16 protein-coding genes are annotated in these 15,915 nt (G+C 34.2%); 2 read left to right on the forward strand and 14 right to left on the reverse strand.

Annotated elements, in window-relative coordinates; translation table 11 throughout:
• Genes eboC through AACZ41_RS16065 form a run of 3 tightly spaced genes read right to left on the reverse strand, consistent with a single transcriptional unit; the run spans position 1 to position 2,663 of the window.
• Positions 1-900, reverse strand: a complete 900-nt coding sequence (gene eboC / locus AACZ41_RS16055) for a UbiA-like protein EboC (RefSeq protein WP_339629620.1) — start codon at positions 898-900, stop codon at positions 1-3.
• A 1-nt stretch (position 901) separates the two neighbouring features.
• Positions 902-1,810, reverse strand: coding sequence for a TatD family hydrolase (locus AACZ41_RS16060; RefSeq protein ID WP_339629621.1), 909 nt, complete (start codon positions 1,808-1,810; stop codon positions 902-904).
• Positions 1,811-1,814: 4 nt separating this feature from the next.
• Positions 1,815-2,663 (reverse strand): EboA domain-containing protein, encoded by an 849-nt coding sequence (locus AACZ41_RS16065; protein ID WP_339629622.1) that lies wholly within the window; start codon positions 2,661-2,663, stop codon positions 1,815-1,817.
• 122 nt (positions 2,664-2,785) lie between these two features.
• Between AACZ41_RS16065 and AACZ41_RS16070 the strand changes: the two genes are divergently transcribed.
• Complete coding sequence (locus tag AACZ41_RS16070; RefSeq protein ID WP_339629623.1) at positions 2,786-3,367, forward strand: tRNA-(ms[2]io[6]A)-hydroxylase; 582 nt, start codon at positions 2,786-2,788, stop codon at positions 3,365-3,367.
• An 8-nt stretch (positions 3,368-3,375) separates the two neighbouring features.
• Here AACZ41_RS16070 and ppk1 read toward each other — a convergent pair whose 3' ends face one another.
• The 8 genes from ppk1 to rpsA all read right to left on the reverse strand — a co-directional run bounded on the left by ppk1 (position 3,376) and on the right by rpsA (position 11,418).
• Positions 3,376-5,445 (reverse strand): polyphosphate kinase 1, encoded by a 2,070-nt coding sequence (gene ppk1 / locus AACZ41_RS16075; protein WP_339629624.1) that lies wholly within the window; start codon positions 5,443-5,445, stop codon positions 3,376-3,378.
• On the reverse strand, positions 5,439-5,930 hold the full coding sequence (locus tag AACZ41_RS16080; RefSeq protein WP_339629625.1) for a histidine phosphatase family protein: 492 nt from the start codon (positions 5,928-5,930) through the stop codon (positions 5,439-5,441). The genes ppk1 and AACZ41_RS16080 overlap by 7 nt, the downstream gene beginning before the upstream one ends.
• Positions 5,931-5,945: 15 nt before the next feature.
• Positions 5,946-6,593 (reverse strand): pyridoxamine 5'-phosphate oxidase, encoded by a 648-nt coding sequence (pdxH, locus tag AACZ41_RS16085; RefSeq protein ID WP_339629636.1) that lies wholly within the window; start codon positions 6,591-6,593, stop codon positions 5,946-5,948.
• Between the two features lie 79 nt (positions 6,594-6,672).
• Positions 6,673-7,578, reverse strand: a complete 906-nt coding sequence (locus AACZ41_RS16090; protein WP_339629626.1) for a ribonuclease Z — start codon at positions 7,576-7,578, stop codon at positions 6,673-6,675.
• A gap of 43 nt (positions 7,579-7,621) precedes the next feature.
• Complete coding sequence (locus tag AACZ41_RS16095) at positions 7,622-7,954, reverse strand: ribonuclease Z (protein WP_339629627.1); 333 nt, start codon at positions 7,952-7,954, stop codon at positions 7,622-7,624.
• Between the two features lies 1 nt (position 7,955).
• A complete protein-coding gene (locus AACZ41_RS16100; protein ID WP_339629628.1) occupies positions 7,956-8,882 on the reverse strand; it encodes an aspartate carbamoyltransferase catalytic subunit in 927 nt (308 codons plus the stop codon).
• Between the two features lie 4 nt (positions 8,883-8,886).
• Positions 8,887-9,426, reverse strand: a complete 540-nt coding sequence (pyrR, locus tag AACZ41_RS16105) for a bifunctional pyr operon transcriptional regulator/uracil phosphoribosyltransferase PyrR (protein ID WP_339629629.1) — start codon at positions 9,424-9,426, stop codon at positions 8,887-8,889.
• A gap of 147 nt (positions 9,427-9,573) precedes the next feature.
• Positions 9,574-11,418, reverse strand: coding sequence for a 30S ribosomal protein S1 (gene rpsA / locus AACZ41_RS16110; protein ID WP_339629630.1), 1,845 nt, complete (start codon positions 11,416-11,418; stop codon positions 9,574-9,576).
• Between the two features lie 259 nt (positions 11,419-11,677).
• Between rpsA and AACZ41_RS16115 the strand changes: the two genes are divergently transcribed.
• Positions 11,678-12,058, forward strand: a complete 381-nt coding sequence (locus AACZ41_RS16115; protein ID WP_339629631.1) for a LysM peptidoglycan-binding domain-containing protein — start codon at positions 11,678-11,680, stop codon at positions 12,056-12,058.
• A gap of 52 nt (positions 12,059-12,110) precedes the next feature.
• Here the strand turns inward: AACZ41_RS16115 and cmk are convergent, their stop codons facing one another.
• The 3 genes from cmk to AACZ41_RS16130 all read right to left on the reverse strand — a co-directional run.
• On the reverse strand, positions 12,111-12,800 hold the full coding sequence (gene cmk / locus AACZ41_RS16120; protein ID WP_339629632.1) for a (d)CMP kinase: 690 nt from the start codon (positions 12,798-12,800) through the stop codon (positions 12,111-12,113).
• Between the two features lie 28 nt (positions 12,801-12,828).
• Positions 12,829-15,279: an endopeptidase La gene (lon, locus tag AACZ41_RS16125; protein ID WP_339629633.1), complete on the reverse strand. Its 2,451-nt coding sequence runs from the start codon at positions 15,277-15,279 to the stop codon at positions 12,829-12,831.
• Positions 15,280-15,484: 205 nt separating this feature from the next.
• Positions 15,485-15,915 (reverse strand): T9SS type A sorting domain-containing protein (locus AACZ41_RS16130; RefSeq protein ID WP_339629634.1); only part of this gene is annotated, 431 nt, incomplete at its 5' end.

Raw genomic sequence — 15,915 nt, forward strand, 5'->3', positions numbered from 1 at the left:
TTAGGTTACGGCAAATAATTTAGACAACAGCATAGATAATGGCAATAACAAAAGTACTGCCAATGCTAAGTACCAACTAGAAAAGCCGGCCACCCAACAGGCGTTCATAACAACAAGTGATAATACGCCAGAAATAACTGCTTTTTTTATATTCTTTGGAGAATTTTCCCTGTACGCTTTAAATAAAGGTGAAAAAATCAAAAAACTGAACAACAGTAAAAATGGTATTAACATTAAAACTTTATCTGTCTGTTGTAATACAATAAACGTTATTGTTGCTATAACTATTGTATACAATATTCCAGCCCAAACAATATGTTTCTTATTGTTACCATGTACTTCTCCCCTGCTAATTAATGTGATGGCAAAAATATAGATTACAGGCACAAGCGCTATATACCAATTAGAAATTTCTGAGACAATCGACATCCCTAAAAGAAGATTCAAACCCCTGCAGATACCCATATTCAACGGGCCTGAAAATCCGAATTGTTTTAAATAAGCGTCATAAATCAAAATCGCTATTGTTAGTACAATGGAAATTATACCTGCTAACATATTGCAATTAAATGCCAAGCCAATTCCTAGCACCATCAGAATGATTCCAAAATATACCGCTTCATGTTTAGGAACCAAACCACTTGGTATAGGTCTTTCAGGACGTTCAATAGCATCCAACTCGGCATCAAACACATCATTAAAAACAACTCCGCCAGCATATAAGGATATTGATGAAAAAACCAATAATATTACGCTAATTGAATTTCCCTTTAAAAAACTAAGTACCTCAATATTCTCAAGAAAAAGAGTAATTGCAACGCCAGCTAAAATATCTGCAGCAGCAGTTGGCAAATTTGCAGGTCTTGCCAAACGAGCAAAACCCATTAACTTTTCTTTCATCTTAAGTAATTTTATCCTCGTCGATTCGTGGAATCTGCCCTCTTAAAACACTATTATCATTATATAGCTGAGATTGATTAATACTATCTGGCTGTAACCAATGGGATTCTTTCATCTTACCATTCTTACTAAATGCATCTAAAGCGTTCTGGTAGCAAGTCTTTCTAACATCTTCCATAGAAATACCTCTTTTCAACATTAAAGAAGCTGTTTTAGGAACTGCCAGTGGATCACTTACACCCCAGTCTGCTGAACTATCAACTATGATATTTGAGCTACCAAATTTTCTCACAACTTCTACCATTCGTTCGTTACCCATTTTTGTTTTAGGGTAAATGGTAAATGCCGCAATGAAACCACGATCAAGAACATCCTTAACGGTTTCTTCATTGTTATGATCAATAATTACATTAGCTGGATCTAAACCATGTTCTAAACAAACCTCCATACTTTTAATCGTACCTGCTCTCTTATCTCGGTGCGGTGTGTGAACTTGTACGGTCATATCCAACTCTTTAGCCATTTCTAATTGTATTCTAAAGAACTTGTCTTCAGCTGGCGTTTGATCGTCATATCCTATCTCCCCGATGGCAACAACATTCTCTTTATGAACATACAAAGGCAATAATTCGATTACTTGTTCCGCAAGTGCTTCATTATTTGCCTCTTTTGAATTAAGACCGATTGTACAATAATGTTTAATGCCGAATTGGCTAGCTCTAAATGGCTCCCAACCAACAAGGCTACTGTAATAATCTTGAAAAGACCCCACTTGGGTTCTAGGTTGGCCTAACCAAAAAGAAGGCTCTATAATAGCCACTACACCTGCCGCAGCCATTGCTTCATAATCATCTGTTGTTCGTGACGACATGTGTACATGTGGGTCGATAATCATCATTTTTTCATCCATACTATTATTGTTTAAGCGTATTCCAATTTATTTGCCCATCAGCAATCTTATGTCGTAATTCCGGGAAGTTATTCAAAAGGGTATTTGCTTTTTCATTACCTGAGTGATAACAGCACAATGCACCTGCTTTATTTTCAATTGAATCTTCACTATTCAGTAGCCTAATCATATCCTTCAAAAGTTCTTCGTTAAGAAACTTTGATACGGGCCTCCAAAAAACAGGATCTATTTTTCTTGATGCCGCCCATCGTTCATGGGCATAATCTGAAATAATTCTTGTTAAGTCTGCATTGGCTCGTTCATCTACAGATTCTATTAACGAAAGATCACGTTCCATAAATGCCGCCTTTAAATACATTTGATTCCATTGTTGATCATTAAAGTATCTTGCTGGATAAGGATTATTTAACGATATGGCATCAAAAATAATTGCAATATTAGTACGTAGGGCTTCAACAGCAGTTTGCTTATATGCTTCAGGGTTAGGTAATAAAACTAAATATTTCAAAAAAGTTTCTAGCTCACCTGTATCGGCCACTTGAATAATATTGGCAACTTTAGGTGTATAGAATTCTTCATCTTGTCCAAGAATTTCGGACAAAAGATAAATTCTTGCTATTTGAAGCAAATTTGACCTATGCGCCTTGAAATAGATGGAACAATCATCAACTACATTTTCAAACGAAATAGGCTTCAAAGAATCAAATTTCATATTTAAGAGACTGTAGGTCATAAACAAATCTTTAGAAGATTTGTTTTCTGCCATCTTACTGATTTTATCCTTTAACCAAGCCAAACTTTCTGGTGCTCCATATTTGATTAAAATATTTTGAATTTGTTCTTGATTGTGCATTTTATTATCTAAGATTGACTTTACCTCAAAAATAATTATTATTAATTAGTTAGTTGTCAAAGCTGGTTGATAATAATTGGTGAAGTCTATAAAATCTTTCTAATTTTGAATAAAAGATTATTATGCTAGGCTTAAAACTTCCTACTGACCCAAGATGGGTAAATATTGTTGAAAAGAATATTGATGAAATATTAACTGATCATGCGTATTGCGAGCAAAAAGCTGCAAGTACTGCTATATCATTAATTGTATCTTTTCCAGAATATACCGAATTAATAGAAGAAATGGTCGCTTTGTCTAGGGAAGAAATGGGCCACTTTAAAATGGTGCATGACCTTATTATAAAAAGGGGCAATACCTTAGGTAGAGATAGGAAAGATGAATATGTAGTTGAACTATTGAAGTTCTTCCCAAAAGGAGGTAGCCGAACCACTCAACTTGTTCATAGATTATTATATGCCGCACTTATAGAAGCTCGAAGCTGTGAGCGTTTTAGGCTTTTATCTGAAGAATTGGAAGATAAAAAATTAGCCGACTTCTATCATAAATTAATGATCAGTGAAGCCGGCCATTATACTATGTTTTTAAAATTCGCCCGTAAATATGGAGAACTAGAAGAAGTCAACGAAAAATGGAATAACCTGTTGGAATATGAAGCTAAAATCATGAAAGACCTTAGTAAAAAAGAGTCCATTCACGGGTAATGTCTAAGTTATTTTTTCTTTACATCTTTTGCATAATATTCATAAGTAGCAAATTGTGACCTTATTTTAGGCACCGTAGTTTTTCTGTAGGCATTATCTTGTTTTTCATTAAAAATACGAGCCTTCATATTATCTTTCCAGCATATTTCGAAAGTATCCATTAATTCATTTTTAATATCCTCATCATAGATAGGACATCCTACTTCGACCCTATAATCTAAATTCCGAGTCATCCAATCTGCAGAGGATATATATATTTTAGGATTACCCCCATTAGCGAACGCAAATAACCTAGTATGCTCCAAGAATTTGTCTACAATGCTTATAGCTTCAATGTTTTCGCTCATACCCTTAATGCCTGGCACTAAGCAACATATACCTCTTATGATCAACTGGATCCTCACCCCTGCCCTGCTCGCTTCATACAGTTTATCAACCATCTTATAAGACGTAAAACTGTTCATCTTTATTTTAATATAAGCTTCTTTACCTAAAATGGCATTTGCTATCTCTACATCTATCAATTTCATAAATGCATTTTTTGTATAATGCGGTGAAACGATAAGATGTTTGTATTTATTTATTTTATAAGTAGTTTCAAAAAAGTCGAACACCTTGTTCAACTCCTTTAAAATTGGATCATATGCTGTAAATAAGGTATAGTCCGTATAAATTCTTGCTGTAGATTCATTGAAGTTGCCTGTGCTTATGAACCCGTAGCGCTTTATTTCATGACCTTCTTCTCTTTCGATCAAACAAATTTTACTGTGTACCTTAAGACCAGGTACACCAAAAATTAACTTAACACCTTCTGCTTGAAGTTGCTCTGCATATTCAATATTCGCCTGTTCATCAAAACGAGCTTGAAGCTCTATCTGTACGGTAACTTGTTTACCATTTTTAACCGCATTAATCAGTGATGCTGCCACTTGAGAATTACTCGCTAGTCTATATACCGTAATTTTGATGGTACGAACCTTAGGATCAAGTGCCGCTTCTCTTAAAAACTTTAATATATAGGTGAAGGTATGATAAGGGGTATATTGCAAATAATCTTTTTTTGCAATACTTTCTAATATACTACCTTCTACACTAAGACCTTTTACTGGTAAGGGGATTATTTTTTCGTACAATAAATCTTTTCTACCAAGACTAGGAAAGCCCATGTAATCTCTACGATTATGATACCTACCGCCAGGTATAACACTATCGGTATCTTCAATGTTCATTTTTTCCTTAAGAAAAGCCAAGGTATCTCTACCTATACTTTTATCATATACAAAACGAACTGGATCACCCATTTTTCTATGTTCTACACTCGAAGATATCTTCTCGATAAAACTCTTACTTAAATCATTGTCCATGTCAAGCTCTGCATCTCTTGTAATCTTGATCATGTGAGCCGATATCGATTCGTACTCGAACATGGTAAAAATGTTGTCTAAACAATATCTAATCAAATCATCTAGAATGATAATAAAGCTTTTATCACCTTCATCTGGTAGCACTACAAAACGGTCAATACCTTTAGGTATCTCAATTAATGCATATCGTTTTTCCTTTTTGCTATGGTCACTTTTAATCACCATTTTAACTGCTAAGTAGGCTGCGGTATCTTTTAATGTAGGAAAACGTGTAAGCTCATTTAGAATGATTGTCATTAACTGCGGACTTACCTCTTTTAAGAAATAATCTTTCGCAAATTCTTTCTGACTTTCGTTTAATTCAGTCTCCTTTAAAATAAAAATGTTCTTGCCTTCCAGTTCATGCTCTATTTTCTTAAGAATAGCTAAACTCTTTGTTTGTTGCTCAATTACAATTTTCGTGATTTCATCTAGTAAATCTTTAGCCTTTTCTCCACCTAATACACTCTTTCCATTTCTCCCGGCTTCAACAATACGTTTTACAGTGGCATATCTAACTTTAAAGAATTCATCTAAATTATTTGAAAAAATTCCTAAAAACCGAAGTCTTTCAATTAACGGCACGTTTTTATCAGCACTTTCTTGCAATACACGTTCGTTGAACCAAAGCCAACTAATTTCTCTATTTACGTACTGGTTATTATTTTTTACCATGCTTTTAATTCCTTTGGAAAAATGGTTAATATTGTTGAGCCCTGTGTAATACTGGACCATGAATTTTCTTTAAACTGTAATTGTACGAACCCACTAGTAGGTACATTGTCAATATGCTTGTTTCCTAATGCGTTCGCGATATATGTGAATGCATGATTATGCCCAAAAATGAGAGCATTATCTAAAGAATCATCTAAGCTCTTTATAAAATCGACAACCTTATCGCCTGAAAAATCATATAAATTCGAAACCACAGAAAAGTGTTTCAATGGATATTTTAATGTCCTTAAAAAAATCATACTCGTATGAAATGCCCTATTTGCAGGACTTGAAAACACATAATCTATTTTCAAATTTTTACCAGCAAATTCGGTAGCCACTAATTGGGCATCAGTAATGCCTCTTTGCAACAAAGCTCTATCTTGATCACTAACATTTAGTTCCCAAGAGGATTTACCATGGCGCATTAAAAATAAATTCTTCATCTAGACTCTATAAAATTAAGGTGCCAATCGCTCCATTTTCCAATCAAAATCATCTGTTAACGTATACCGTATTCTATCATGCAACCTATTAGGTCTTCCTTGCCAAAACTCTATAGACACTGGTCTAACAAGGTAACCACCCCAATGATTTGGTCGTTCTATCTCCTTACCTCTATATTCCTTCTCTAGCTGAGCTAGTTTAGACTCTAATACTGTTCTACTCTCAATTACAGAACTTTGATCAGACACCAAGGCTCCTAATTTGCTACCGTCTGGGCGTGATTCAAAATAGCCATCAGAAAGGTTTTTGGCTAATTTCTCTGCTGTACCTTTAATAATAATCTGTCGCTCCAAATTCGACCAAAAAAAGGAAATACATAGTTTAGGATTTTCTGCAATTGCCAAACCCTTCTCACTATTATAATTTGTATAAAAAATAAAACCTTCGTGAGTATATTTTTTAAGAAGTACCACTCTACTTTTCGGAAAACCATCTAGACCCACTGTGGAAACGGTCATAGCGTTAGGCTCATCAACACTATCTGACTTTTCAACTTCATAAAACCAAGTTTGAAAGAGCTGTAAAGGATTGTCAGAAATACTATCTTCCATCAAAGCGCTTTTCTCGTACGATTTTCTATAATTACTTAAATCTTTCTGCATCATTTTCAGGTTAAAAACAAGATAAACAAAGTTCTAAAAAGAAAGGAAAATATATGCCATTAAATCAGATTAAAACGCACTAAAAATCAAATGTACGACCATCGTCAGCAAGCAAAACGTTAGAAAAAACGGTGGTGGCTTCTTCCTTAAAAAGCTCTATAGATTTATAGCGAGTAGAATAATGCCCTAACACTAAGGTTTTTACATTTGCAGCTTTAGCTATTTTAGCCGCTTGCAATGCGGTAGAATGTTTAGTTTTGGTCGCTAATTTTGAATCTGATTCTAAAAAGGTCGATTCGTGGTACAAAATATCCACTCCGTCTACCTGTGCCGATAAACTTTTATCATAGACAGTATCACTGCAAAATGCGTATGATTTTGGTTTAGGTGGGTCAAAGGTCAATTCTTTGTTCGATACCGTTTCACCATTATCTAAAGTAATATCCTTTCCATTTTTAATATTCTGAAAATACGCTTTGTCAATTCCATAGTATTGAACTGCATCAATATTTAGTTTTCTTTTACCCTCTTTCTCCTTAAACAAAAAACCATTGGTATAAATTCGATGATCTAAAGGAATAGTAGTTACAGAAATTTTTTTGTCATCAAAAACTAGTTCTGGTTCTTTACTTGTTAGTTCATGAAATAATAATGGATAATTGGTCCAAGAATCACCTAATTTCAATAGAAGGGTTATCGCTTCTTTAATACCTTTTGGCCCGTAAACATGTAATTCTTTTTCCCGCCCTAGCAAGCGCATGGTTGATATTAACCCTGGGAGTCCGAAAAAATGATCTCCGTGAAGATGGGAAATAAAAATATGATTTATTCTTGAAAATTTAACTTTTCGCCTTCGCAACTCTACTTGAGTACCTTCACCACAATCGATAAGAACAATATGATTATTAATCTCTAATACTTGGGCCGTAGGGTTGGTTAAAGTTCTTGGAGTTGCCGCGTAACAGCCTAGTATGGTAAGGCGCATAAATTAGTATAATAAATTCTATTTATTAATAAAACTAGTTGATTTATAATCCTAAATCACGTTCTATTTCTTCCATTTCAACAATATCTCTTGCTTCTTGTAATGAAGGAACTATACTAATTTCATCTGGAACATCGTCATATGAAACTTTGTCTGAAACTATAACAAAAGATTTCCCGTTTTTTTTATGCCTTTTAGCTAATTCTAAGAACGAAATAACATTATAAGGAGACAGTTTTGAAAAGGCTAACAAATCTAAGACCAAATTATCATTCTTCAATTTAGCATACTCGATTTCCAAATTTTCTAAAAACAGCTCAATAGAAATTTTCTCTTGAGAGATTACAATCAACGATTCTTCTGTATTAAAAATCATATCACTTAATTTTAGATGCCAATAAATAAATAACCGCCATACGTATGGCTACGCCGTTTTCAACTTGATTCAAAATTATGGATTGTTTTGAATCTGCAACATCACTAGTAATTTCAACACCCCTATTAATTGGGCCTGGGTGCATAATTACAATTTTTTTATCTAGACTATCCAACAATTTTTTGTTTACGCCAAACTGCTGTGTATACTCTCGTGTTGTTGGAAAATAGCTGATATCGAGCCTCTCATTTTGTATACGCAACATATTAGCTACGTCGCACCACTCTAAGGCTTTTCTTAAGTTTGTTTCAACACCTACACCTAAAGAATCTATATACTTAGGCAATAGGGTTTTAGGACCACACACTTTAACATTTGCTCCTTGTAATTTCAAGGCAAAAATATTTGAAAGTGCAACTCTAGAATGAAGAATATCACCAACAATAACTACATTTTTACCAGCAACATCTCCTAACTTTTCTCGAATTGAATATGAATCCAATAAGGCTTGAGTTGGATGCTCATGTGCGCCATCACCAGCATTTACTATTGAAGCTTTTACATGTTTTGATAGAAATATTCCGGCTCCTGGATTGGGATGCCGCATTACTACCATATCTACTTTCATAGATAGAATATTGTTCACGGTATCAATTAGTGTTTCTCCTTTTGTTACCGAAGATTGACTTGCAGAAAAATTAAGAACATCTGCTGACAATCTCTTTTCAGCTAGTTCAAAAGACAACTTTGTTCTAGTACTATTTTCAAAAAATATGTTAGCTATAGTAATATCGCGAAGTGATGGAACCTTTTTAATCGACCGATTAATAACTTCTTTAAAATGATCGGCTGTCTCAAAAATAAGTTGAATATCGGTTTCCTTTAGATATTTGATTCCCAGTAAGTGTTTGACACTCAGTTCGCTCATTTTCTTATCTATTTACTAAATATATGATATCCTCTCCATCATTTTCTTCCCACATCACCTTAACTTTTTCGTCATTAATAGCATCTACCTGGCGACCTCTATAGTTAGGCTGTATAGGTAAATGTCTACTAAACCTTCGGTCAATTAAGCATAATAACTCAACATCTTTAGGCCTACCAAATGACTGCAGAGCAGTTAAGGCTGCATTAATACTTCTGCCGGTATAAAGCACATCGTCAATTAATACAACATTTTTATCCTCAACCAAAAAATCAATATTGGTTTTTGTCGCTTCTAATGTTTTATCTCCCCTTCTAAAATCATCTCGATAAAAGGTAATATCTAAAAAACCTAGTTCGATTTGCTTTACCTTATATTCTTCCTTTAAAATCTTAGTTAATCGCTGAGCTAAAAATTTACCTCTAGGTTGAATTCCTATAAGCACTGTGTTTTCAAAACTTAAATGGTTCTCAAGAAGCTGACATGCCAGTCGGTGAAGTATAATGTTTATTTCTTTGGAAGATAGTAGGACTTTTTGACTCATAATTGGCCGACAATGCTTTTACTTCACAAAAATAGGTAATTCCACTTTAAAAAATCGAATATTTGAGTCCCGTTACAAAACAAAAAAAAGCCCGAGTAAACCCGGACTTTTTGACTTCCTAATTATTTAGGAGATATTTATAGAAAATTACTTCTTCTTTTTAGAATCAGCTGCTTCCATTTTATCCTTCAACGCTTGTAAAGCATCGTTAGCATCACCTAAAGTAGGCTTAGCTTCTTCTGCGCTAGCCGCTTGTCTTTTCACAGCTGCTTTTACATTACGTTGCTCTTCTTCACGGAAAATAGCAGTATGACTAGCTACCACGCGTTTGAAGTCTTTATTGAATTCAATAATCTTGAATTCAGCTTCATCGCCCTTACCTAGTTTTTTACCATCTTCTTTTTCTAAGTGACGTTGTGGTATAAATGCAGTAATATCCTCGTTAAATTCAATTGTTGCACCCTTATCAACTACATCAGATATTGTTGCTTTATGAACAGTACCTAACGCAAACTCAGTTTCGTATTTATCCCAAGGGTTTTCAGTAGTTTGCTTATGACCTAAGCTCAACTTACGACCATCAACATCTAATTCTAATACTTCAACTTCTAAAGTATCACCTACATTAGTGAATTCTGATGGATGTTTGATTTTCTTAGTCCAAGAAAGATCAGAGATATAAATTAAACCATCGATACCTTCTTCTAGTTCAACAAAAACACCAAAGTTCGTAAAGTTTCTAACAATACCTTTGTGCTTAGAACCTACAGGATATTTAGTTGTAATATCAGTCCAAGGATCTGGAGTCAATTGCTTGATACCAAGAGACATTTTACGATCTTCACGATCCAATGTCAATACAATAGCTTCAACCTCATCACCTACTTTTACGAAATCCTGAGCGGAACGTAAATGTGTAGACCATGACATTTCAGAAACGTGAATAAGGCCTTCAACACCTTCAACAACTTCGATAAACGCACCATAATCAGCTATAACGACTACTTTACCTTTAACTTTGTCTCCAATTTTAATCTCATCACTTAAAGCTTCCCAAGGATGCTTCTCTAATTGCTTAAGACCTAATTGAATTCTAGATTTGTTTTCATCAAAATCAAGAATTACAACATTTAATTTTTGATCTAATTCAACAACCTCGTTCGGGTGATTAATTCTACTCCAAGAAAGGTCAGTAATATGCACTAAACCATCAACACCACCAAGATCAATAAAGACACCGTAAGAAGTAATGTTTTTAACAACACCTTCTAATACTTGTCCTTTTTCAAGTTGGCTAATGATTTCTTTTTTCTGCTCTTCAATATCCGCTTCAATAAGGGCTTTATGAGAAACAACAACGTTTTTAAATTCGTGGTTGATTTTCACAACTTTGAATTCCATTGTTTTGTTTACATACTGATCGTAATCACGAATTGGCTTCACATCGATTTGAGAACCTGGCAAGAATGCCTCAATTCCAAAAACATCAACGATCATACCACCTTTAGTTCTGCATTTAACAAAACCACTAACTATTTCTTCTTTGTCATGAGCCGCGTTAACACGATCCCAAGCCATGATAGTTCTTGCTTTTCTGTGCGATAAAACTAATTGACCACTTTTATCCTCGCGGATATCAATCAAGACCTCTACCTTGTCACCAACTTTTAAACCCGGGTTGTAACGAAATTCGTTTAACGAAATTACACCTTCAGATTTTGCGTTGATATCAATGATAGCTTCTCTATCTGTAATATAAACTACCTTTCCCTCAACTACTTCTGCATCTGCAGTGTCAACGAAATTTTCAGCCACTAATTTTTCAAATTCTTTCAATTTTGAATCATCAACACGCTCAATTCCTTGTTCGTATTTTTCCCAATTGAAATTCTCTAAAAATTCTTGTGGATCTAGCTGTGGAGTCTCTACAGCAGCTTGTTGTGTTACTTCAGTAGTTTCAGCTACCTCTGCGTTTGTTTTTTCTTCAGCCATTTGCTGATTATTAATTTGTATTTCATAACCTTATCAAGACTTAGGCAACGACTATGAAAGTAGTTATAATAATTTTTTTTGTTCCTTTTTCTCTTGACTTCCTTGCAAAAAAGGTGTGCAAAAATAATCATTTTATTTAAAATAGACAAGACAACTTGTTACGTTTCATTCATTTAGCGATTATGGCAATAATCTAAGGAAAAACAAGTTAAATATTATTATCTTAGAAGCATTAAATTAACCATTAAAAAGTAGAATTATGAGTGTTAAAGCGAAGTATCAAGGTGTTTTAGATCTTGGTGAGCAACTAGGTATAAAGGACGGTAACGTAACCGTTGAAGGTGATATCCTAAAAATAAAAGGACAAGCAAAAACTCCTTATGAAAAAGACCTAATATGGGATAAAATCAAGCAATTGGGTGGAGAAAGTCCTTCTGATATAAAAGCTAATATTACAGTTGAAGACGATTCAGTGTATCACAGACATGTTGTTAAAGGTGGGGAGTCTTTGAGTAAAATAGCAAAACACTATTATGGTGATGCAATGAAATATAAAGCTATTTTTGAGGCCAATACTAATATTTTAAAAAATCCGGATGTTATTCATCCTGATCAAGTATTGGTAATACCGAACAAATAGAAACTATATAGTAGTAAAAAGGGGTTAGCAATGCTAACCCCTTTTTTTATACTTACTTATTTATTATTCGAAGCGCATGCTCATATATTCTTTGAAACTGATCTTCTAAACCTAAATCGCTATTATCGAACTCAATAGCATCTTCTGCCTTTTTTAAAGGTGAAATTACTCGATTACTATCAATATAATCTCGGTTTTGAACATTCTCTAAAATGTCATCATATTTCACATTTTCTCCCCTATCCAACAATTCTTTATAACGCCTAACCGCTCTTTTCTCTGGTGAAGCAGTCATAAAAATTTTAAGTTCGGCATCAGGAAATACAACGGTACCAATATCCCTTCCATCCATTACTATACCCTTATCAGCTCCCATAATCTGTTGCATGGCCACCAACTTTTTTCGAACTAATTCTAGCTCTGCCACTTGACTTACATTCTTTGAAACAGGCATCGTTCGAATTTCCTTTTCAACGTTTTCTCCATTCAAATACATTTCGGCATATCCTAAATTGGTATTAAAAACAAATTTCAAATCAATATTACCCAAAGACTCAATTAAAGGTTTCTTATCAATTTTACCGTTTTCTATACAACCTGCTCTCATCGCATATAAGGTTACCGCACGGTACATAGCACCGGTGTCTACATATATGTAATGTAACTTTTTCGCCAACTGCTTAGCCAAAGTACTCTTACCTGTAGAAGAATATCCATCAATAGCTATGGTGATTTTTTTCATTATTCCAAAAATATAAATAAAAGGATGACTAAAGCTCTTTTGCGTTTTTTACTTTTTCGTCTGTAATAGCAATATCAATAACTTCAGACATTTCTTTTACATAATGAAATGTCAATCCTTTTAAATAGGATTCCTTAATTTCTTTAATATCTCGTTCATTATCAGCACAAAGAATTATTTCTTTTATACGTGCTCTCTTGGCCGCTAGAATTTTTTCTTTAATACCCCCAACTGGCAATACTTTTCCACGCAAAGTTATTTCACCGGTCATAGCCAAACTCTTCTTGATTCGCTTCTGAGTGAACAATGATACTAATGAAGTTAGCATCGTAATTCCTGCACTTGGGCCATCTTTAGGCGTTGCACCTTCAGGAACATGAATATGTACATTGTACTTTTCAAAGATTTCTGGATCAATACCAAACCGCTCTGCATTTGATTTAATATACTCCATTGCAATAGTTGCAGATTCCTTCATCACCTTCCCTAGATTACCGGTAATAGTCATAGCCCCTTTACCTTTCGAAAGAATAGATTCTATAAATAGAATATCACCGCCAACACTCGTCCATGCTAAACCAGTAACAACACCTGCAACCTCATTATTCTCATATTTATCACGCTCCATTTTAGGAGCACCTAATACTTTTACAATATCTTCATTACTCACCTTAATATCGTATTCCTCCTCTGTTGCAATTGACTTTGCCGCATAACGCACCATTTTCGCAATTTGCTTCTCTAAAGAACGCACTCCAGATTCACGAGTATATCCCTCAACTATTTTCTCTAACTGGGGTTTCCCAATTTTCAAGTGACTTGTATTCAATCCATGTTCAGTCAATTGTTTTGGCAACAAATGCTTTTTAGCTATCTCAACTTTCTCTTCTATGGTATATCCACTAACATGAATAATTTCCATTCGATCCCTAAGTGCGGGTTGAATATCACCCAAGTTATTGGCAGTAGCAACAAACATCACCTTTGATAGGTCATATCCCATTTCCAAAAAATTATCATGAAAATCACTATTCTGTTCTGGATCCAAGACCTCTAACATTGCAGATGATGGATCTCCCTGATTACTGTTCGATAATTTATCTATTTCATCTAAAATAAAAACAGGATTGGAAGTACCCGCTTTCTTAAGACTTTGAATAATTCTTCCAGGCATGGCACCAATATATGTCTTACGATGCCCTCTAATTTCAGCTTCATCACGGAGACCTCCTAATGACATTCTTACATACTCCCTTCCTAATGCCTCTGCTATCGATTTACCTAAAGATGTTTTACCAACACCCGGTGGGCCATAAAGACATAAAATCGGTGACTTCATATCATTTCGTAATTTCAAAACTGCCAAATATTCAATAATACGGCGTTTTACATCTTCCAGCCCATAATGGTCACGGTCCAAAATACGTTGTGCTCGCTTTAGATCAAATTTATCTTTGGAGTATTCATTCCAGGGCAAATCCAAAATTAAATCCAAATAGTTGCGCTGTATGGAATACTCGGCCACTTGCGGATTCATTCGCTGCATTTTTGAAAGTTCCTTCAAGAAATGCTCTTTCACCTTTTTACTCCATTTTTTCTTTTGAGACCTGATCTTCATCTCCTCCAATTCTTCATCATAAGAAACGCCACCCAATTCTTCTTGAATGGTTTTCATCTGCTGATGCAAAAAGTACTCACGTTGTTGCTGATCTAAATCACTTCTAACTTTGGACTGTATATCATTTTTAAGCTCCAATTTCTGCATCTCAATATTCATATATTTCAATGTAGCCAAAGCTCTTTCCTGTAAGCTTCCTATTTCCAATAATTCTTGTTTAGCCTTTACATCTAAATTAAGATTAGATGATACAAAATTTATAAGGAAAGAATCACTCTGAATGTTCTTTATAGCAAATGAAGCCTCACTAGGTATATTCGGATTATCCCTAATAATTTTAAGAGCCAAATCCTTAATTGATTCAATAATGGCCAAAAACTCCTTATCATTTTTCTCAGGTCTAATTTCTTTTGTTTCTCTTACTGTAGCAGTTATATAAGGTTTCTTAGTCAAAACTTCAGCAATTTCGAATCGCTTTTTACCTTGAATTATTACCGTGGTATTACCATCTGGCATTTGAAGAACACGTAATATTCTTGCAACCGTACCCAAGGTATTTATATCTTGGACATCAGGATTTTCTGTTTCTTCATCCTTCTGTGATACGACGCCAATGACCTTAGAACCATTATTAGCATCTTTAATTAATCTGATACTCTTATCTCTACCAGCGGTTATGGGTATTACTACTCCTGGAAACAACACCGTATTACGTAAAGGTAAAATAGGCAATGTTTCTGGTAATGTCTCACCATTCATCTGCTCTTCATCTTCAGGGGTCAATAATGGTATTAACTCAGAATCCTGATCGATCCCCTGTAAGGACATATTGTCAAAATTTGAAAATTTAGAATCTTTCATACTTATATATCGGTCATTCTGTCATTAAACCAACAGAATTTTATTTTTTAAAATTATACTTAAAAGCTGTTAAGGCAATGCTAACACAGCTAATAAAGCTATTAAAGCTTCCTTTGAAATATTAGTATTTCAATTCTTGTGCCATAACCAAAAAAGTCCTTTTCATAATTGAAAAGGACTTCGCTACCTAAAAGGTAAAAACTTATTATTTTCGAAGAATAAGTTTTTTACTAATTATTTCATTTTCGCAGTTGATTCTTAAAAGGTACACACCCTCAGCAAATTCTGAAATGTTAATTGATTCTTCAAGTCTATGATTTTTCATGAAAAATTCATTAAATACTTCTTGACCATTAATTTTATTAATGGTAACGAATACTTTTCTACCCATATAATGTGAGAGATTCATGGCTATATTTCCTTTTGTAGGATTGGGAAATATTTTGAAATCATTATTCACTTCCAAACCACCGACATTTTCATTTGATACCAAAATATTTCTATTTATGTTGTTCAAACCGATTAATGCCGTATTTTCTTTAGCACTATTCTTATTAAAAAAAGTATTTTCGATTCCATTAACATTAAGTCTCAACGTCTTCGAACAGACATCAGTGCCACTGGTCATTATACTTA

This window comes from uncultured Maribacter sp., from assembly GCF_963974015.1.
GTDB lineage: Bacteria > Bacteroidota > Bacteroidia > Flavobacteriales > Flavobacteriaceae > Maribacter.